This is a genomic window from Musicola keenii (assembly GCF_014855505.1).
Lineage (GTDB): Bacteria > Pseudomonadota > Gammaproteobacteria > Enterobacterales > Enterobacteriaceae > Musicola > Musicola paradisiaca.
On sequence record NZ_JAAWVW010000004.1, the window covers coordinates 135,270 to 153,991 of the forward strand.

The following is an 18,722-nucleotide window of genomic DNA, read 5'->3' on the forward strand; positions in this document are numbered from 1 at the left end:
TCCTTTTGATTTAATTAACGTTCAGCGCGTCATTCACCAGATTTTTTTGTTGTTCCTGGTGTACGGACATATAACCGACTGCAGGTGAAGCCGAGGCAGGGCGACCGGCATACCGCAAGGATGCACCAAACGGAATCACCTCACGGAAATGGTGCTGACTGCAATACCACGCGCCCTGATTGAGCGGCTCTTCCTGGCACCAGACAAAATCATGTACATGCGCAAACGGTTCAAGCGCCGCTTGTACAGCCTGATGTGGGAACGGATACAGCTGTTCGATACGCACAATCGCAACATCTTTTTGCTCATTTTTGCGACGTTGCTCCAACAAATCATAGTAAACCTTGCCGGAACACAGGACGACGCGCTTCACTGCTTTTGGATCCAGATCATCAATTTCACCGATTGCCGGCTGGAATTGACCATGAGCGAGTTCATTTAGCGACGAAACCGCCAACGGATGACGCAATAACGACTTGGGAGACATCACAACCAGCGGACGACGCATCCCACGCAGAGCCTGACGTCGTAACATGTGGTAGACCTGGGCAGGTGTCGACGGTACGCAAACCTGCATATTCTGCTCTGCACACAACTGCAAATAGCGTTCCAGTCGTGCAGAAGAGTGCTCTGGCCCCTGTCCTTCATAGCCATGAGGCAGTAGCATGACCAAGCCGCACATGCGTCCCCATTTCTGTTCACCAGAACTGATGAACTGATCAATCACAACCTGCGCACCATTGGCGAAATCACCGAACTGCGCTTCCCAAATGGTCAGCGTGCGGGGTTCGGCTGTGGCATAGCCATATTCAAACGCCAACACGGCCTCTTCAGACAATACCGAGTCCCAAACCTTAAACGACCCTTGCCCATTGTGCACATGCGTTAATGGTGTATAGGTGGAACCGTCTTTTTGATTGTGGATAACCGCATGACGATGGAAGAACGTACCGCGCCCTGAATCTTCGCCGGATAAACGGACGGGGATACCTTCATCCACCAGCGTGGCGTAGGCTAACGTTTCCGCGCCGCCCCAATCAAACAGCTTCTCACCAGCAGCCATATCCGCGCGATCTTTATAGATCTTGGCGACTCGCGGCTGCATTTCCACCGATTCCGGCACTTCACTGATACGACGCGCCAGCTCCTGCAAACGTTTCATCTCAACTTTGTGCGCGTAAGTCTCATCCCATTCATGATGGAGGTATGGCCGCCAGGTAAAGGAGTGCATATCCATCGGACGCCACTCTTCAACCACGCACTCGCCGGCATCCAATGAGTCACGGTACAAGTTGACCAGTTCAGTTGCGTCTTCCAGCGTTGCAATACCATCACGCTCCAAGCGATCGGCATAGATTTTGCGCGGAGTCGGGTGCTTTTTGATCTTCTGATACATCACGGGCTGAGTCGCGCTCGGTTCATCCGCTTCGTTATGGCCATGGCGGCGGTAACAAACCAGATCGATAAACACATCCCGCTTGAAGGTGTTGCGGAAGTCCAGAGCCAGCCGGGTAACGAACGCGACCGCTTCCGGATCGTCCGCATTCACATGAAAAATCGGTGCCTGCACCATCTTGCCGATGTCAGTACAGTATTCAGTGGAGCGGACATCACGAGGATTGGACGTGGTAAAACCAACCTGGTTATTGATAACAATACGAATGGTTCCCCCCACCTCATAACCGCGCGCTTTGGACATGTTCAGTGTTTCTTGCACCACGCCTTGCCCACTGATGGCGGCATCGCCATGAATAGTGATGGGAAGAACCAGCGAGCTACTCGGATTATCAAGGCGATCGATACGGGCGCGTACCGACCCCATCACGACCGGGCTGACAATTTCAAGATGGGACGGGTTGAATGCCAGCGCCAGGTGGATCTTACCGCCCTCTGTTTCGATATCGGACGAAAAACCCTGATGGTATTTCACATCGCCGGTGCCAAGGTGATCCTTGTGAATGCCGGAAAACTCGTCGAACAAATCCTGAGACTGTTTACCCAGCACATTGATTAATACATTCAGACGGCCGCGATGGGCCATTCCCAGCACAACCTCATGGGTGCCGTTTTTACCGGCATGACGCACCATTTCTTTCAACATCGGAATCAACGCATCGCCGCCTTCCAGCGAGAAGCGCTTGGCACCGGGGAATTTCGCACCCAGATAACGCTCCAGCCCCTCGGCGGCCGTCAGTTCCCTGAGAAAGCGTTTCCGTTCCTGGGGCGTAAAACTCGGCTGTCCAACAACGGATTCGATACGTTGTTGAATCCAACGCTTTTCTTCCGTATTGGTAATATGCATGTATTCCGCACCGATCGGGCCGCAATATGTCTGCTTCAGCGCAGCATAAAGTTCGCCCAAACGCATGGTATCCCGACCGATAGCGAAAGAACCGACGTTAAACGTCTCATCCAGATCTTGCTCGGTTAAATTGTGGTACGCGAGATCCAGATCAGGCACTCGCTCCTGTTTCCATAATCCCAAAGGATCAAGATTGGCGTGTTGATGACCACGGAAACGAAAAGCATTAATCAGCTGCAATACCTTAACCTGCTTGGCATCGCTATCCGGATCATTGATGGAGGAGGTAAAACGCGAAGTATCTTTCGCCAGACGGCGGAAATATTCGCGGGTTTTGGAGTGAAGTTGATCCGGTTTGACCCCAGTGGTAGGAAGTTGCTGAAAAATTGAACGCCAACTGAAATCAATCGAGTCTGGATCCGTTAAATAATCTTCATAGAGCTGCTCTATGTAGGACTGGTTTGCGCCCGCCAGATAGGAGGAATCCAGCCAGGCCTTCATTGCGCCGTTCTGCATCGTGATCCCTTAAGCTAATAAGCTTTTGTTTTCGCCGTGGTTAACATGATTTTTTGCCGTGAATACGGTTCACTTGTGTGCCCTCTTCCGCACGAGTGTGGATAATTTATCCGAAGGAACCTTTAAAAGGCGGTTCTGGCGCAAAACCAGCTTTTAAAGATTTCCTGTTTCTTCCTACAGTTCCCGCCCCCACACAGGGGAGCGGAAACATGCCTTACACTTGCATCGTCATGCACTACGCTGCAACAACATCGATTTGATATGACCAATGGCTCGCGTCGGATTCAGCCCCTTCGGACATACGCTGACGCAATTCATGATTCCGTGGCAACGGAACACGCTGAAAGCATCGTTCAGATCGTCCAGCCGCGATGCTGTTTCCGTATCACGACTATCAATCAAGAAGCGATAAGCCGCCAACAACCCCGCAGGCCCGACGAACTTGTCTGGATTCCACCAGAACGACGGACAAGACGTGGAACAGCAAGCACACATAATGCATTCATACAAACCATCCAGCTTCTCACGTTGATCCGGTGACTGCAGATGCTCGCGAGCTGGAGGATTCTTCCCATTATTCAACAGGTAAGGTTTGATTTTCTCATATTGTGCATAGAACTGCCCCATGTCCACAACCAAATCGCGGATTACCGGTAAACCAGGCAGAGGACGGATCACTATCTTGCCGTTACTCCCACGTAGCGTCGAAACCGGTGTGATGCAAGCCAGACCGTTTTTACCGTTCATGTTCAGCCCATCGGAACCGCATACGCCTTCACGGCAGGATCGGCGGAACGACAGGGTCGGATCCTGTTCTTTTAATTGGATCAGGGCATCCAACAACATCATGTCCCGGCCTTCTTCCGCCTCGAGCGTGTAGTCCTGCATACGAGGAGCGTTATCAACATCAGGGTTATAACGATAGATTGAAAATTCGAGTTTCATCGCCAGCTCTCCGCAGAATCAGTAAGTACGCACTTTCGGCGGAAACGCCGGGCGCAATTTAGGCTGCATGTTCACCTGACGGCGTGTCATGCTCTCGGTTTGCGGCTGATACAGCGTATGGCACAACCAATTCTCATCATCACGATCAGGATAGTCGAAGCGACTGTGCGCGCCACGACTCTCAGTGCGGAAATTCGCAGAGACCGCAGTGGCATATGCAGTTTCCATCAGATTATCCAGCTCAAGGCACTCAATACGCTGGGTATTGAACTCACTTGATGCATCATCCAAACGAGCCTGTTTCAGGCGTTCGCGAATCACTTTGAGCTCTTCAAGGCCTTTTGCCATCGCATCGCCTTCGCGGAAGACCGAGAAGTTATTCTGCATACAAGACTGCAATGCTTTGCGAATTTCAACCGGATCTTCGCCAGAACGGTTATCGTTCCAACGGTTAAGACGTTCAAGGGATGCATCGATATCCGAGTCACTGGCATCGCGGGAAACGCCTTGTTCAATCAACGATTCCTGCAGGTGCATCCCTGCCGAACGACCAAACACTACCAGGTCAAGCAACGAGTTGCCGCCCAGTCGGTTGGCACCGTGAACAGAAACGCAGGCAATCTCACCCACAGCGAACAGACCAGGAATCACCACATCTTCGCCGTTTTCATTCACCGTCAACGCTTGGCCAGTGACCTTCGTCGGGATACCGCCCATCATATAGTGGCAAGTCGGAATAACCGGAATCGGCTCTTTGACCGGATCAACATGGGCAAAAGTACGCGACAACTCCAAAATACCCGGCAAACGAGACTCCAGAACTTCTTTACCAAGGTGATCCAGCTTCAGTTTGGCGTGTGGTCCCCATGGGCCATCGCATCCGCGGCCTTCACGAATCTCAATCATGATGGAGCGAGCGACCACATCACGCCCAGCCAAATCTTTGGCGTTTGGCGCATAGCGTTCCATAAAACGCTCGCCATGTTTGTTAAGCAAGTAACCACCTTCACCACGGCACCCTTCCGTTACCAGTACCCCAGCACCAGCTATCCCCGTGGGGTGGAACTGCCACATTTCCATATCCTGTACCGGCACACCTGCACGTAGCGCCATCCCCACACCGTCACCGGTATTGATATGCGCATTGGTCGTTGACTGATAGATGCGCCCGGCCCCGCCGGTCGCCAATACGGTGGCACGAGCTTTAAAATAAACGACTTCGCCGCTTTCAATACAGATGGCGGTACATCCCACCACCGCACCATCCTGATTTTTCACCAAATCAAGCGCATACCATTCAGAAAAGATAGTGGTGTGATTTTTAAGGTTCTGCTGATAAAGCGTATGCAGCAGCGCGTGCCCAGTACGGTCTGCTGCCGCCGCAGTGCGAGCAGCCTGCTCACCGCCGAAATTCTTAGACTGGCCGCCGAACGGGCGCTGGTAAATACGCCCATCATCCAAACGGGAAAACGGCAATCCCATGTGTTCCAGTTCCAGAATCGCTTCCGGCCCCGTTTTGCACATATATTCAATGGCGTCCTGATCACCGATGTAGTCAGACCCCTTTACGGTGTCATACATATGCCATTCCCAATTGTCCTCATGGGTATTGCCCAAAGCAACGGTAATTCCACCCTGGGCGGATACCGTATGGGAACGAGTCGGGAATACTTTGGACAATAGGGCACAGGACAAGCCCATCTGGGAAATCTGAAGCGCGGCGCGCATACCCGCGCCACCCGCGCCAACAACAACGGCATCAAACTCTCTGACTGGCAAATTCATCATGCACCCCACACCACAACTGTTCCATAAATGACATACACCACCAATACCACCACAATCGCTAGCTGTAATACCAGCCGGATTGCCAGCGGTTTTATGTAGTCAGTCAGTACCTGCCATAGACCTATCCAGGCATGAACCAGAATAGAAATCAGCGTCAACAGGGTGAACACTTTGGTGAGATGCATGGCAAAAAAACCACGCCAGATTTCATAAGTAATACCGCCGGCGCTCGCAATAAAACCGACGATATAAAGGACATACAGTACGATGACGATGGCAGAAGCGCGAAGTAGCAACCAGTCGTGTACGCCATTGCGTCCCAAAGCGGAAGCATTGCTTACCATACGAGGACTCCAGCCAGAAGAGAAAGCACGACAGTGATGATGAAAGAAATTTTCGCGGAACTCGACCCCGCCGCGAAAGTCTCCTCTATGTATCCAAAATCCATCAACAGATGACGCAGGCCACCGACAATATGGTAGGAGAGCGCGGTTAGAATGCCCCAGACGATGAATTTCACGATAAAGCTGCCCATAATTGCAGCCGCATGCACAAATCCTTCCTGAGAAGACAGGGAGAGACCGAGCAGCCACAACAAGATTCCAACAGCAACAAACGTGATAACGCCTGAGACACGATGAAGAATGGATGCTATCGCAGTAACAGGGAATCGGATCGTTTGCAGATCCAGATTGACAGGTCTTTGTTTTTTCACGGATTTGCCCACACAGCTTTTATTATTTTCTTCCTCCGGACCTGTTGTGGGGTCAGACAGCATGAGAGAAGAGAAAGGAGATAGGCTCCCTTCATTATTATTACGCATCTCGACGACTTTCCTGTTTGCGAACTGCGCCAATCAATCATGCTGGGTGCTCCTACTGCAGGGTATTCCGGAGACCTGGCGGCAGTATAGGCACTTCACATTCTTATTACAATTACCCTACAAATTGTTTGGACACATTTGCTTTGAACAGTGAGCGGAATCACGAATTTCACAAAATATATAAAATTAATTATCTGATTTGACAAAACTTCAACATTTCAATTACAAATAATCATGAAAATAAGTCTACCCTGTTAAAGCTTGTCGGTGGCCCTTTCCCATTTATATAAGTTATGTAACAGTGGGTATCAAAGACCCCGGAAAACTTATAGGTAGTGGCTACACTTAAAGCAGAACAAGGCTACCCCGAACCGGAGAGCATCTATCCGACTGTAGCGACCTGATACTGCATCCGAACACTGTACCCTGGCAGTACGAAACAGCAGACTGGCACAATAATCTGTACTGTTAATCTCATCCAGCGTGCGGACATGACGGTATTTCTACGGTGAAAAGATTTTTAGAATTAAAGCGCTAAGGAGACTGTAAATGGCTGATAAAAAAGCAAAGCTAGCGATAGACGGCAAAGATCCCATCGAGCTCAATATCCTATCTGGTACGCTTGGCTATGATGAAATTGACATTCGTAGCCTCGGTTCCAAAGGCTACTTTACTTTTGACCCCGGTTTTACTTCCACCGCATCCTGCGAGTCCAAAATTACCTATATCGACGGCGATCAAGGCATCTTGCTGCATCGGGGCTACCCCATCGCCCAGTTGGCGGAAAAGTCCAACTATCTGGAAGTCTGTTACATTCTGTTGTTCGGTGAAGCCCCCACGCAGGCGCAGTACGAAGAGTTCAAAACCACCGTCACCCGCCATACCATGATCCATGAACAGATTACCCGGCTGTTCCATGGCTTCCGGCGCGACTCTCATCCAATGGCGGTGCTGTGCGGCGTGACAGGTGCTCTCGCGGCTTTCTACCACGATTCGCTGGACATCTCCAATGCGCGTCATCGTGAAATCGCGGCCTACCGCCTATTGTCAAAAATGCCGACCGTGGCTGCCATGTGCTATAAATATTCGATTGGCCAACCATTCGTATATCCGCGTAACAATCTTTCCTATGCCGGTAACTTCCTGCATATGATGTTCTCAACACCGTGTGAAGAATACGAAGTCAATCCCGTATTAGAACGCGCTATGGATCGTATTCTGATCCTCCACGCCGACCATGAGCAGAATGCCTCAACCTCGACAGTGCGTACTGCCGGTTCTTCCGGTGCCAACCCGTTTGCCTGTATCGCGGCCGGTATTGCTTCACTATGGGGGCCGGCTCACGGCGGCGCTAACGAAGCTTGTCTGCGCATGCTGGAAGAAATCAGTTCCGTGAAACACATCCCGGCATTTATCGCTCGCGCCAAAGACAAGAATGACTCGTTCCGTCTGATGGGATTTGGCCACCGTGTCTACAAAAATTATGACCCACGCGCTACCGTCATGCGTCAAACTTGTCACGAAGTATTGAAAGAGCTGGGCACCAAAGATGATCTGCTGGAAGTCGCGATGGAGCTCGAACACATTGCGCTGAACGACCCGTACTTCATCGAACGCAAGCTCTATCCGAATGTCGACTTCTACTCCGGCATCATTCTCAAAGCGATGGGGATTCCGTCCACCATGTTCACGGTGATCTTTGCCATGGCGCGCACCGTCGGCTGGATCGCCCACTGGAGTGAAATGCATGCCGAAGGCCTGAAAATCGCCCGTCCGCGCCAGCTGTATACCGGCTACGACCAACGCGATTTCGAACCGTTGATTACTAAACGTTAAGCACTGTTCTCATCACCTAAAAGGCCGGAATTCCGGCCTTTTTTACGGTTCATACTACAACGTCTTTGTATTACCGACTGATTACCAACGGCAGGCTATTCGTTCGGGCTATTGGGCCGTAACCCGAATGCCATACTGACTAAAGCTATGCCGTAGCCGGCGAGCGAACGCCAGTGCATGCTCACCATCGCCATGCAGGCAGACCGTATCCGCCTGAACCGCAATCCAGCTGCCATCGCTGGTGCGCACCCGATGACGCTGTATCATTTCCAGCGTCTGAGCCAGAGCCAATTCACCGCTATTGATGACCGCCAGCGGCTGATCCCTCGGCACCAGCGAACCATCAGGTCGATAGCTACGATCGGCAAACACTTCCTGGCGCGTTTTCAGCCCCCGATGTTTCCCCGCATGAACCAAATCACTTCCCGCCAGTCCCACCAGATACAGCGAAGGATCCACCGCCTGTACCGCTCGAGCGATAGCATCGGCCAATGCGGGCTCTCGTGCAGCCTGATTGTAAAGCATACCGTGCGGTTTCACATGAAACAGTCTGGCCCCCTCGGCTTTGACGATCGCCGCCAGCGCACCGATTTGATAAACCACCTGCGCAAATACCGTTTCGGGCGGCAATTGCATCGCGACACGACCGAAGTTGTCTCGATCAGGGAAACTGGGGTGCGCGCCGATGGCGACGCCATACCTGATGGCCCAGCGCACCGCCTGACGCATGGTATCCGCATCTCCGGCATGAAAGCCGCAGGCGATATTGGCAGAACTCACCAACTGTAACAGCGCTTCATCATGCTGCCCGCCTTCGCCAAGATCGACGTTTACATCAATTACCATGCAACCTCCTGGTTAATTGTTCCAGATAACGCTGTTGATCCTGTAATGCCTGCCGGGCTTCTGACAGTGAACAAGGGATAAAATGCACTTGTTCACCCAGTCGGGTCTGAGCCAGATGGTACAAATCCGCTTCGATCACATGGCCGATACGCGGATACCCCCCCGTTGTCTGCGCATCGGCCAACAGCACAATTGGCTTGCCGTTGTGGGGAACCTGAATCACACCCGGCAACAAGCCGTGCGACAGCATCTCTCGCGTCGTGTCACGCTGCAATTCCGGCCCCAACAAACGGTACCCCATGCGGTTACTCTGCGGGCTCAGATGCCAGCCAGTGCGCCAGAAATTCTCCCGTGACGATTCGCTAAACTCTTGATACTCCGGTCCCGGCAGCACCCTCACCCGATTATTGAACAGTAATTGCCGCACGCCGATCTGCCGTTTGGGCTGACGTAAAGGAACGCCCACCGACAACATATCGCCATCAGTCAACGCGCGTCCGTCTAACCCGCCGAAACCACTTTTCAGGTCGGTACTGCACGAACCCAGCACCCTGGGAACCGCAATACCGCCGGACACCGCCAGATAGCTGCGCATACCGTTGCGCGGCACCCGCAACCGCAGCGTCTGGCCGGGCTGTACTGGAAAACACCACCCCGTCCACAGGTTTTTCCCTTCCAGCCGTGCGTGACAGTCAGCGCCGGTCAGCGCAATCCAGCCGCGAGAGGTGAACGTCGCCGTCAGTTGTCCCAGCGTAATCTCCAGTGCCGCAGCATCTGCCGCATTGCCCACCAGCAGATTGGCGATCTGCAGCGCCGGGAGATCCAACGCCCCGCACTGGCTGACGCCAAGATGGCGCATACCAAAACGCCCGGCATCCTGGATCGTGGTCAGCAATCCGGCATGGATAATCTTCAGCATACGCCCTCCCGCTGCGGCACAAATCGGATCTGATCCCCTGGCTGCAACAAAGTAGGCGGAGTCTGAGAGGGATTGAACAGTGTCAACGCCGTTCGGCCGATCAACTGCCAACCGCCGGGAGTGGCCAACGGATAAATACCCGTCTGCTGACCGCCGATACCGACCGAACCTGCAGGCACCAGCACTCTGGGTTCGGCACGACGCGGCGCGTACAACCGCTCATTCAGCCCTCCCAGATAGGGAAACCCCGGTTGAAACCCCAGAAAGTAGACGACATAGCGCCCAGCGGCATGGCATTCCACCGTTTGACGCGGCGTCAGACCGCAATGTGCGGCGACAACATCGAGATCAGGCCCATGCTCGCCGCCATACACCACGGGGATCTCCACCAACCGCGACGCCTGTGGTAGCGGCTCACTCGTCTCCCACCATGACAGCAGTTGATCGATAGCGTCACGAGCATCGGAGTGGACATCCATCAACACAACCGTCAGGTTGTTCATACCGGGAATAACCTCCCGAACCGCATCATGCTGATTCAAATGCTCCGCCAGCGCCCAGATCCGCTGCTGGCTCGCCAACGATAACGGGGGTTCCAGCTCCAGCACGACCGTCCGTTCGCCCAACAGATAACAGCGCGCGCGTTGCATTGTTCCTCCTACCGATTCAGGCCGGGTTAGGAATATCGACGAATGTCACCTCAAAACCATGCTGCGCCGCCAGCCATTCCCCCAATGCCTGAATACCGGCGCGTTCGGTGGCATGGTGGCCGGCGGCAAAAAAGTGCACCCCCATCTCGCGGGCGATATGGATGGTTTTTTCCGAAACCTCGCCGGTCACAAAAGCGTCCACACCGAATTCGGCGGCCTGTTCGATAAAGCTCTGACCACCGCCGGTACACCAGGCGATCCGTTTGATTTTCGCCGGCGCATTATCACCGCAATGCAACACCGACCGCCCCAACGCCGATTCCAGATGTTGACGCAATGCCGTGCCACTTTTGGGCTCGCGCAGTTCACCATAAGGCAGCAATACCTCGATGGCACCGTGAATATTCGCCTCCAGCAACTCGCCCAGTCTGGCGTTATTGCCCACTTGCGGATGCGCATCCAGCGGCAAGTGATAACCATAAAGATTGATATCGTTCACCAACAAAGTCTTCAGCCGCTGGCGTTTCATCCCTCGCACCACCGCTGGCTCGTTCTTCCAGAAATAACCATGGTGTACCAACACGGCATCCGCATTACGTTCGGCGGCGACGTCCAACAGCGCCTGGCTCGCCGTTACTCCGGTGATAATCCGATGCACCTGAGCACGGCCTTCCACCTGCAACCCGTTCGGCGCGTAATCCTGGAATGCCCCAACATTGAGGAAACCGTTAATCAGGGTCTCCAGTTCCGTATTCTGCATAGTCTTTACTCCTTATCTTTCTTTGCCAGCGCGAACCGGTTATTCATTGGCGGCGAGTTTTTTAGCTGCATCAAATGCCGCCAACGTGCGCACCCGAGCCTGTTTGTGATCCACTATCGGCAGAGGGTAGTCGAGGCGGCAGCGCATTTTTTCCGCCCAACGGTGCGGCTGATGAATTTCCTTGCCCGGCACCCCAGCGAGCTCCGGTACCCAACGGCGAATGAAATCGCCATTCGGATCGAAGCGCTCCCCCTGAGTGGTGGGATTGAAAATACGAAAATAGGGTGCCGCATCAGTACCGGTGGATGCTGCCCACTGCCAGCCGCCGTTGTTAGCGGCCAGATCGCCATCCAGCAGTTGGCTCATGAAATAGCGTTCCCCCTCGCGCCAGTCAATCAGCAAATCCTTAACCAGAAAACTGGCGCAGATCATCCGCAAACGGTTATGCATCCAGCCGGTCTGATGCAACTGCCGCATGCCGGCGTCCACGATGGGATAACCGGTCTCGCCACGCTGCCAGGCGAGCAACTCCTGCGGCACCGAGCGCCAGATCACGCGATCGGTCCAGGCGATAAACGGCTGATGCCGGCACAACGCGGGGTGAAACATCAGCAGGTGGCGGTAGAACTCCCGCCATACCAGCTCGTTAAACCAGCTGAACGCCCCCCCTTCACGCTGCACCAGCCAATCCGGGTGCTCAGCGCGCAGGCAATTAACACACTGGCGTGGCGACAGCACGCCCAGCGCCAGATATGGCGACAATCTGCTGGTGGCCGGCCGAGAGGGCACGTCCCGCAACTCATGGTAAACATGCACCTGCTCGCGGCAGAACTGCCGCAGACGCTGTAGAGCCACCGCTTCACCCGCAGGGAAATCCCCGGCGACATCCAACTGCGGGTAGTCAAACGGTGCCGGCGGCGTCAATGGCGGCAGTGGTTGTCGACGGGCTGTCGGCGCGGGCACGCTGTCCGTGGAAATCTGCAATAACTGTGTGATGAACGCCGTCCGAAACGGGGTAAACACTTTGTACATCTCGCCGCTTCCCGTCACGACGCTACCGGGCGCCAGCAACAGGCTGTCGTCAAACGCTTGAATCCGTACCCCATTTCCCAGATGGCGCGACAACGCTTGATCCCGCCGCTGTTCATTCAATTCATACTGCCGGTTATAAAATAGATGGGTCGCCTGACGCTGACGACACAACGCCGCCAGCCACTCTAGAGCGCCGTCAAAATCCTCACACTGATGGTAGTGCAGCGGAATCCCTTTCTCATAAAGCGCTCGCTGCAATTGCAATAAACAATCAAACAATAACGCCGCCTGACGCGGCGCCATTTCATGGCGTGTCCATTGCCCTGGCGTGGCGATAAATACTGCCTCCACCTGCGCCTCGGGATCCTGACAGGCGGCGTACAACGCCAGATTGTCGGTAATACGCAAATCGTTGCGAAACCAAACCAGATGCGTGGTCATGAACCGTCCTTTTCGTGTGAAAAATCAGTGACCGTAGCGAAGTCTCAAGGCTTCCGGATACGGATCGAAATAGCGCTGTTCAAGCAGATAAGCGTCCGGGTATTCGGACAGGTAATGCCGCAGCAGCGTCATCGGCGCCAGCAACGGCTGCGTCCCGCGACGATAGCGATCGATCAAATCGGATAACGCCTGCCGCTGGCGCGCCGAGAGATGACGACGGAAATACCCCTGAATATGCATCAATACGTTGGTGTGATTGCGGCGCGAAGCAGGATGCGCCAGTAGCTTCATCAGGCGCAGGCGGTATTCCACCGCAAACGCCTCCAGCGAATTCCACTGATCCATTGACGCGACGAAACGCCCCAGCTCGCGATATTCCGGCTGAGAATGGGCCAGCAGCAACAATTTATAACGGCTGTGAAACGCCATCAGCCCGCCGCGGCTCAACCCCTGTCGCCACAGTTGCTGCAACTCGTGCAGGGCATAAACCCGTTCGATGAAGTTTTCCCTCAGTACCGGATCATGCAGCCGGCCGTCCTCTTCCACCGGCAGCCAAGGCAGCGCCACCATCAGTTGACGGGTAAACAGCCCAACGCCGCTCTTGCGGGCGCCGGCACCGTCATACACTTTCACCCGCTCCATCCCGCAGCTCGGCGATTTGGCGCAAACGATATAACCGCACAGCGACGCCAACGTCGGCACGATGCTGGCGGCAAACTCGTGCATCGGCTGAGTAACGTCTAACCCGGAGCCATTGCTGGCCTGCAACGCGATATCCCCTTGCCCATCTTTAACTAACCGCAACGCCGGGCGCGGTACTGGCAGCCCCACTGCCATTTCCGGACACAACGGCTCAAACCGGAAAAACTCCGCCAGTTGTTCGACCGCAAACGCCAGCCGTTTGTGTCCGCCATCAAAACGCACCGGGTTTCCCAGCAAACAAGCGCTGATGCCGACAGGAATCTGATTGACTGTCATAAATAACCTCATGCCAAAAAGATGATGCTATCTCAATAGCATAGCGGATTTATTCCGCTTTCAGCGGGGAAATCAGCGGGAAAAAACCGATGCCGACGACAATGCCGCCAGGCGGCATGCCGGTCACGCCGAGGGGAATGCGGATAAAGGTCGTAAGGAGATGTGACACCACGGCTCGTCATGCCGTTCGTCAACAAAAACAGACAGGGTGATACGAAAACAAGAGGGTACCAACCGCCTTCGGATTCATACCCGGATAGACCATCAATCGCCGGGCTGGCAGGCGCCGTCGGCGGGCGACGCGAAAGCCTGACGCCGCCGCTTAATACAGCTCGTTGACGGCACGCTCAGACTGCGCCAGCCATACCGGTTTATCACTGGTCTTGAGCCAGACACGATGCAGATAGCTATAAAAACGGGCGCGGTCGCGCCAGAACAACATGCAAGGCAAGGCCAGCACACCGATAACGATCACGGCGACCCGGCGCAACACCACGCGGTATAAGGGATACACGGAACCAAACGCCATAACCATCCTCCTTGCTAACAAATAGGTCGATGTAAAACGCCGGGGCGAGGGAAACAACGACACATCGACATCCACTGGTTAATCTTTGCACTCATCCGACCAGATTACAATCCTGAACGCCGGCCTGATTAGGCTAACCATGACCTATGACATGATAATGAATCAAAACCCTCACGGGATATCACCGCGCAGACGGACTCCGCGTTAAATCATCGCATCCACGCCAGGGAAAGGGCCGCAGAAACGGGCCGCCCGTTCCCCTCGCCGAGAGCAAACATGTCGGGCAACCGCTGACGTCGCCCGCTCGTTCCTCCCCTCCGGTTTCAGCACCCAGGCACCGCTTCAGCCGTCGTTTTTATACTTTTTTTACGCCCACCCCCACTAAATTTGCACCCTCTTTTTACCGCGCTACCTAGACTGACAGCATCGACCAATGACCTCGACTGGGAGGTATCTCGTGAATATCGATTTGATTGCAGAAGGTATTCTGGTGGCGCTGCTGCTGGTGTACCTGTGTTATGCATTGCTTAATGCGGAGGAATTCTGATGGCCGGCAATGCGTTCTTACTGATCGTCAGCCTGTTTGCGCTGCTGCTGGTGCTGTCGCAGCCGTTAGGTGCCTGGCTGGCACGTTTGGTTGAAGGGGAAACCGGCGTATTGCTGCCGCTGGAACACGGCCTTGCCCGGCTGTGCGGTTTCCCGCGGAGTGACATGAACTGGCGGCAATACGCGCTAGCCATTCTGCTGCTCAACGCCGGCGGCATCGTGCTACTGCTGTTGATCCTGATGTTTCAACAACATCTGCCGCTGAATCCCCAACATCTGCCCGGCATGTCCTGGCATCTGGCGTTAAATACCGCCATCAGTTTTGTGACCAATACCAACTGGCAGGCTTACAGCGGCGAGAACACGCTCAGTTATTTCAGTCAGATGCTGGGATTAACGGTGCAGAACTTTCTCTCCGCCGCCACCGGCATCGCTGTCGCCTTTGTTTTGATGCGTGCGTTTGCCCGCCGCTCCACACAGGCGCTAGGCAACGCCTGGCTCGATTTGATACGCATCAACCTCTATCTGTTGCTGCCGATCGCGATACTGATAGCGCTATTTTTCATCAGTCAGGGCACGATCCAGAACCTTCTGCCCTATCAGTCGGCAACCACGCTGGAAGGCGCAACGCAGAGTCTGCCGATGGGCCCGGTAGCGTCGCAAGAAGCCATCAAGATGCTCGGTACCAACGGCGGCGGTTTTTTTGGCGCCAACTCCGCGCACCCGTTTGAGAACCCGACCGCGCTGAGCAACCTGATACAGATGCTGTCGATCCTGCTCATCCCCGCAGCGCTCTGCTTCGCCTTCGGTCGGGTAGTCAACGATGTTCGCCAGGGTCATACCCTGCTCTGGGCGATGTCGCTGATGCTGATCGCCGCGTCTGCAGTGACGATGTACGCCGAAGTCAGCGGCAACCCGCATCTACTGGCGCTGGGCGCAGATTCCGCACAAAACATGGAAGGGAAGGAGACCCGTTTCGGCGTACTCGCCTCCGCCTTCTTCGCCGCCATCACCACCGCGACGTCCTGCGGCGCGGTCAATGCCATGCATGACTCGTTCACCGCGTTGGGCGGTATGGTACCGATGTGGCTGATACAAGTAGGGGAAGTGATTTTCGGCGGCGTGGGGTCCGGCTTATACGGCATGCTGATCTTCGTACTGCTGACGGTATTTATCGCCGGGCTGATGATCGGCCGCACGCCGGAGTATCTCGGCAAGAAAATCGATGCCTGGGAGATGAAAATGTATCTCGGCAAGAAAATCGATGCCTGGGAGATGAAAATGGCGGCGCTGGCTATCCTGATCACCCCGGCATTGGTGCTGCTGGGCACCGCGCTGGCGCTTGGCACCGAAGCGGGGCGCAGCGGCATCTTCAACCCCGGCGCACACGGTTTCAGCGAAGTGCTCTACGCCTACTCCTCCGCCGCCAACAACAACGGCAGCGCCTTCGGCGGTCTCAACGTCAATACACCGTTTTATAACCTGACGCTGGCATTCGCCATGCTGGTCGGCCGTTTCTCGGTCATTATCCCGGTATTGGCTATCGCCGGCTCGTTAGCCGCCAAGAAACGCCAGCCGGAAACCCGCGGCTCCCTCAGCACCCGAGGGCCGCTGTTCATCGGCATGCTGATTGCCATTATCTTGCTTATCAGCGCGTTGACTTTCATCCCTGCACTGGCGCTCGGCCCGGTTGCCGAACATTTACAGTTGAGTCTGGTTCGCTGAACCGGAGAAAGAACATGATTCGTAAACAGCTTTCCCTCGTTGATTCCGCACTGGTGCGCAACGCGCTGCTGGATGCGGTGAAAAAATTCGACCCACGCGCTCAATGGCGCAACCCAGTGATGTTTATCGTCTATCTGGGCAGCCTGCTCACCAGCGGCATCTGGCTGGCGATCCTCACCGGCCAGACCGAAGGTAACGGCATGTTTACCGGGCTGGTGGCCCTGTGGCTATGGATTACTGTCCTGTTCGCCAATTTCGCCGAAGCGCTGGCCGAGGGGCGTAGCAAGGCACAGGCCGAAACCCTGAAAGGCGTGAAAAAAACCAGTTGGGCCAACAAGCTCACCGAACCGCGAGCCGACGCCGACAGTCAAAAAGTCGCCGCCGATGCCTTGCGCAAAGGTGATTGGGTGATTGTGCGGGCCGGAGAGATGATCCCTTGCGACGGCGAAGTGCTGGAAGGCGGTGCTTCGGTGGATGAGAGCGCCATCACCGGCGAATCCGCCCCGGTGATCCGTGAATCCGGCGGCGATTTCGCCTCAGTGACCGGCGGAACCCGGGTACTGTCGGACTGGTTGGTGATCCAGTGTTCCGTCAATCCCGGCGAAACCTTTATCGATCGGATGATCGCCATGGTGGAAAGCGCCCGGCGGCGCAAAACGCCTAACGAGATCGCACTGACTATCCTGCTGGTGGAGCTGACCATCATTTTCCTGCTCGTGACCGCCACACTGTCGCCGTTCTCCTGGTTCAGTGTGCTCGCCAACCACCACGGCGCCACGATCAGCGTCACTATTTTGGTTGCACTGCTGGTGTGTCTGATCCCCACGACCATCGGCGGCCTGCTGTCGGCCATCGGTATCGCCGGGATGAGCCGGATGCTGAGCGCCAACGTGATTGCCACCAGCGGCCGCGCGGTGGAAGCCGCAGGCGACATCGATGTTCTGTTGCTGGACAAAACCGGCACCATCACGTTAGGCAACCGTCAGGCCTCCGCCTTTCTGCCCGCGCCGGGGGTCAGCGAACAGGCGCTGGCGGACGCGGCCCAACTGGCGTCGCTGGCGGATGAAACACCGGAAGGCCGCAGCATTGTGATACTGGCTAAACAACGTTTCAATCTGCGCGAGCGCCCGTTGCAGGATCTGGACGCGACCTTCGTCCCCTTCTCGGCCCAAACCCGGATGAGCGGCGTCAATGTTCAGGGGCGCACCATCCGCAAGGGCGCGGTGGATGCCATTCGCCGTTACATCGAGGCCAATCAAGGGCATTTTTCCAGCAGCGTGGAAGAGACCGTCGCCAACGTCGCACGTCAGGGCGGCACACCGCTGGTGGTCGCCGAAGGCCGTAAAGTGCTGGGGGTGGTCGCGCTGAAGGATATCGTCAAAGGCGGCATCAAGGAGCGTTTCGCCGAACTGCGCAACATGGGGATCAAAACGGTGATGATCACCGGCGATAACCCGCTAACCGCCGCCGCCATCGCCGCCGAGGCCGGCGTGGATGATTTCCTGTCGGAGGCCACGCCGGAAGCCAAGCTGGCGCTGATCCGCCAGTATCAGGCCGAGGGCCGCATAGTAGCGATGACCGGCGACGGTACCAACGATGCCCCAGCGCTGGCGCAAGCCGATGTCGCGGTGGCGATGAACTCCGGTACCCAGGCTGCCAAAGAAGCGGGCAACATGGTGGATTTGGACTCCAACCCCACCAAGCTGATCGAGGTGGTGCACATCGGCAAACAGATGCTGATGACCCGCGGATCATTGACCACCTTCAGTATCGCCAACGATGTCGCCAAGTATTTCGCCATCGTTCCTGCCGCTTTCGCCGCTACCTATCCGCAGCTCAACGCGCTGAACGTCATGCAGTTGCACTCCCCGACCTCCGCCATGCTGTCGGCAGTGATCTTCAACGCGCTGATCATCGTATTTCTGATCCCGCTGGCGCTAAAAGGCATCGACTATCGCCCGATGAGCGCCGCCGCGCTGCTCAGCCGCAACCTGTGGATTTACGGCGTCGGCGGTTTGGTGGTGCCGTTTCTGGGCATCAAATTGATCGACCTCATGCTGACGGCGCTCAGCGTGGCGTAAATAAG

General features: G+C 55.3%; 16 protein-coding genes. 4 read left to right on the forward strand and 12 right to left on the reverse strand.

What is annotated here, in order from left to right; genetic code table 11:
* Positions 1-10: 10 nt before the first annotated feature.
* From sucA to sdhC, 5 genes are all read right to left on the reverse strand, one after another.
* Positions 11-2,818, reverse strand: a complete 2,808-nt coding sequence (gene sucA, locus HEP82_RS05735; protein WP_192457212.1) for a 2-oxoglutarate dehydrogenase E1 component — start codon at positions 2,816-2,818, stop codon at positions 11-13.
* 228 nt (positions 2,819-3,046) lie between these two features.
* Positions 3,047-3,763, reverse strand: coding sequence for a succinate dehydrogenase iron-sulfur subunit (locus HEP82_RS05740; protein ID WP_012764765.1), 717 nt, complete (start codon positions 3,761-3,763; stop codon positions 3,047-3,049).
* A gap of 18 nt (positions 3,764-3,781) precedes the next feature.
* Complete coding sequence (sdhA, locus tag HEP82_RS05745) at positions 3,782-5,548, reverse strand: succinate dehydrogenase flavoprotein subunit (protein WP_192457332.1); 1,767 nt, start codon at positions 5,546-5,548, stop codon at positions 3,782-3,784.
* Positions 5,548-5,895 (reverse strand): succinate dehydrogenase membrane anchor subunit, encoded by a 348-nt coding sequence (gene sdhD, locus HEP82_RS05750; protein WP_192457213.1) that lies wholly within the window; start codon positions 5,893-5,895, stop codon positions 5,548-5,550. Before sdhD ends, sdhA begins: the two co-directional genes overlap by 1 nt.
* Positions 5,889-6,329, reverse strand: a complete 441-nt coding sequence (sdhC, locus tag HEP82_RS05755; protein ID WP_051122267.1) for a succinate dehydrogenase cytochrome b556 subunit — start codon at positions 6,327-6,329, stop codon at positions 5,889-5,891. Before sdhC ends, sdhD begins: the two co-directional genes overlap by 7 nt.
* 594 nt (positions 6,330-6,923) lie before the next feature.
* Here sdhC and HEP82_RS05760 point away from each other — a divergent pair.
* Positions 6,924-8,210, forward strand: a complete 1,287-nt coding sequence (locus HEP82_RS05760) for a citrate synthase (protein ID WP_192457214.1) — start codon at positions 6,924-6,926, stop codon at positions 8,208-8,210.
* Between the two features lie 108 nt (positions 8,211-8,318).
* Here HEP82_RS05760 and pxpA read toward each other — a convergent pair whose 3' ends face one another.
* The 7 genes from pxpA to HEP82_RS05795 form a co-directional block, all read right to left on the reverse strand.
* Positions 8,319-9,056 (reverse strand): 5-oxoprolinase subunit PxpA, encoded by a 738-nt coding sequence (gene pxpA / locus HEP82_RS05765; protein ID WP_192457215.1) that lies wholly within the window; start codon positions 9,054-9,056, stop codon positions 8,319-8,321.
* Complete coding sequence (gene pxpC, locus HEP82_RS05770; RefSeq protein ID WP_192457216.1) at positions 9,046-9,975, reverse strand: 5-oxoprolinase subunit PxpC; 930 nt, start codon at positions 9,973-9,975, stop codon at positions 9,046-9,048. Before pxpC ends, pxpA begins: the two co-directional genes overlap by 11 nt.
* Complete coding sequence (gene pxpB, locus HEP82_RS05775; protein WP_192457217.1) at positions 9,969-10,625, reverse strand: 5-oxoprolinase subunit PxpB; 657 nt, start codon at positions 10,623-10,625, stop codon at positions 9,969-9,971. Before pxpB ends, pxpC begins: the two co-directional genes overlap by 7 nt.
* Positions 10,626-10,641: 16 nt before the next feature.
* Positions 10,642-11,385 carry a type 2 GTP cyclohydrolase I gene (locus tag HEP82_RS05780; protein ID WP_192457218.1) on the reverse strand — a complete coding sequence of 248 codons (744 nt, stop codon included), beginning with the start codon at positions 11,383-11,385 and terminating at the stop codon, positions 10,642-10,644.
* 39 nt (positions 11,386-11,424) lie between these two features.
* Positions 11,425-12,858 carry a deoxyribodipyrimidine photo-lyase gene (gene phrB, locus HEP82_RS05785; protein ID WP_192457219.1) on the reverse strand — a complete coding sequence of 478 codons (1,434 nt, stop codon included), beginning with the start codon at positions 12,856-12,858 and terminating at the stop codon, positions 11,425-11,427.
* A 24-nt stretch (positions 12,859-12,882) separates the two neighbouring features.
* On the reverse strand, positions 12,883-13,836 hold the full coding sequence (locus HEP82_RS05790) for a YbgA family protein (protein WP_192457220.1): 954 nt from the start codon (positions 13,834-13,836) through the stop codon (positions 12,883-12,885).
* A 322-nt stretch (positions 13,837-14,158) separates the two neighbouring features.
* A complete protein-coding gene (locus HEP82_RS05795) occupies positions 14,159-14,365 on the reverse strand; it encodes a YbfA family protein (protein WP_192457221.1) in 207 nt (68 codons plus the stop codon).
* Between the two features lie 457 nt (positions 14,366-14,822).
* On the opposite strand from HEP82_RS05795, the gene kdpF reads away from it, so the two are divergent.
* The 3 genes from kdpF to kdpB are packed head-to-tail and all read left to right on the forward strand — an operon-like array spanning position 14,823 to position 18,717.
* Positions 14,823-14,912, forward strand: a complete 90-nt coding sequence (gene kdpF / locus HEP82_RS05800; protein ID WP_153247079.1) for a K(+)-transporting ATPase subunit F — start codon at positions 14,823-14,825, stop codon at positions 14,910-14,912.
* On the forward strand, positions 14,912-16,636 hold the full coding sequence (kdpA, locus tag HEP82_RS05805; protein WP_192457222.1) for a potassium-transporting ATPase subunit KdpA: 1,725 nt from the start codon (positions 14,912-14,914) through the stop codon (positions 16,634-16,636). Before kdpF ends, kdpA begins: the two co-directional genes overlap by 1 nt.
* A 14-nt stretch (positions 16,637-16,650) precedes the next feature.
* A complete protein-coding gene (gene kdpB / locus HEP82_RS05810; protein ID WP_192457223.1) occupies positions 16,651-18,717 on the forward strand; it encodes a potassium-transporting ATPase subunit KdpB in 2,067 nt (688 codons plus the stop codon).
* Positions 18,718-18,722: the final 5 nt, after the last annotated feature.

Coding starts and splice junctions, on each gene's coding strand:
- HEP82_RS05740 (WP_012764765.1), bottom strand. CDS start 3,763: ATGAAACTCGAATTTTCAATCTATCGTTATAACCCTGATGTTGATAAC.
- sdhD (WP_192457213.1), bottom strand. CDS start 5,895: ATGGTAAGCAATGCTTCCGCTTTGGGACGCAATGGCGTACACGACTGG.
- sdhA (WP_192457332.1), bottom strand. CDS start 5,548: ATGAATTTGCCAGTCAGAGAGTTTGATGCCGTTGTTGTTGGCGCGGGT.
- sdhC (WP_051122267.1), bottom strand. CDS start 6,329: ATGCTGTCTGACCCCACAACAGGTCCGGAGGAAGAAAATAATAAAAGC.
- kdpB (WP_192457223.1), top strand. CDS start 16,651: ATGATTCGTAAACAGCTTTCCCTCGTTGATTCCGCACTGGTGCGCAAC.
- pxpA (WP_192457215.1), bottom strand. CDS start 9,056: ATGGTAATTGATGTAAACGTCGATCTTGGCGAAGGCGGGCAGCATGAT.
- HEP82_RS05790 (WP_192457220.1), bottom strand. CDS start 13,836: ATGACAGTCAATCAGATTCCTGTCGGCATCAGCGCTTGTTTGCTGGGA.
- pxpC (WP_192457216.1), bottom strand. CDS start 9,975: ATGCTGAAGATTATCCATGCCGGATTGCTGACCACGATCCAGGATGCC.
- pxpB (WP_192457217.1), bottom strand. CDS start 10,625: ATGCAACGCGCGCGCTGTTATCTGTTGGGCGAACGGACGGTCGTGCTG.
- HEP82_RS05795 (WP_192457221.1), bottom strand. CDS start 14,365: ATGGCGTTTGGTTCCGTGTATCCCTTATACCGCGTGGTGTTGCGCCGG.
- phrB (WP_192457219.1), bottom strand. CDS start 12,858: ATGACCACGCATCTGGTTTGGTTTCGCAACGATTTGCGTATTACCGAC.
- sucA (WP_192457212.1), bottom strand. CDS start 2,818: ATGCAGAACGGCGCAATGAAGGCCTGGCTGGATTCCTCCTATCTGGCG.
- HEP82_RS05760 (WP_192457214.1), top strand. CDS start 6,924: ATGGCTGATAAAAAAGCAAAGCTAGCGATAGACGGCAAAGATCCCATC.
- HEP82_RS05780 (WP_192457218.1), bottom strand. CDS start 11,385: ATGCAGAATACGGAACTGGAGACCCTGATTAACGGTTTCCTCAATGTT.
- kdpA (WP_192457222.1), top strand. CDS start 14,912: ATGGCCGGCAATGCGTTCTTACTGATCGTCAGCCTGTTTGCGCTGCTG.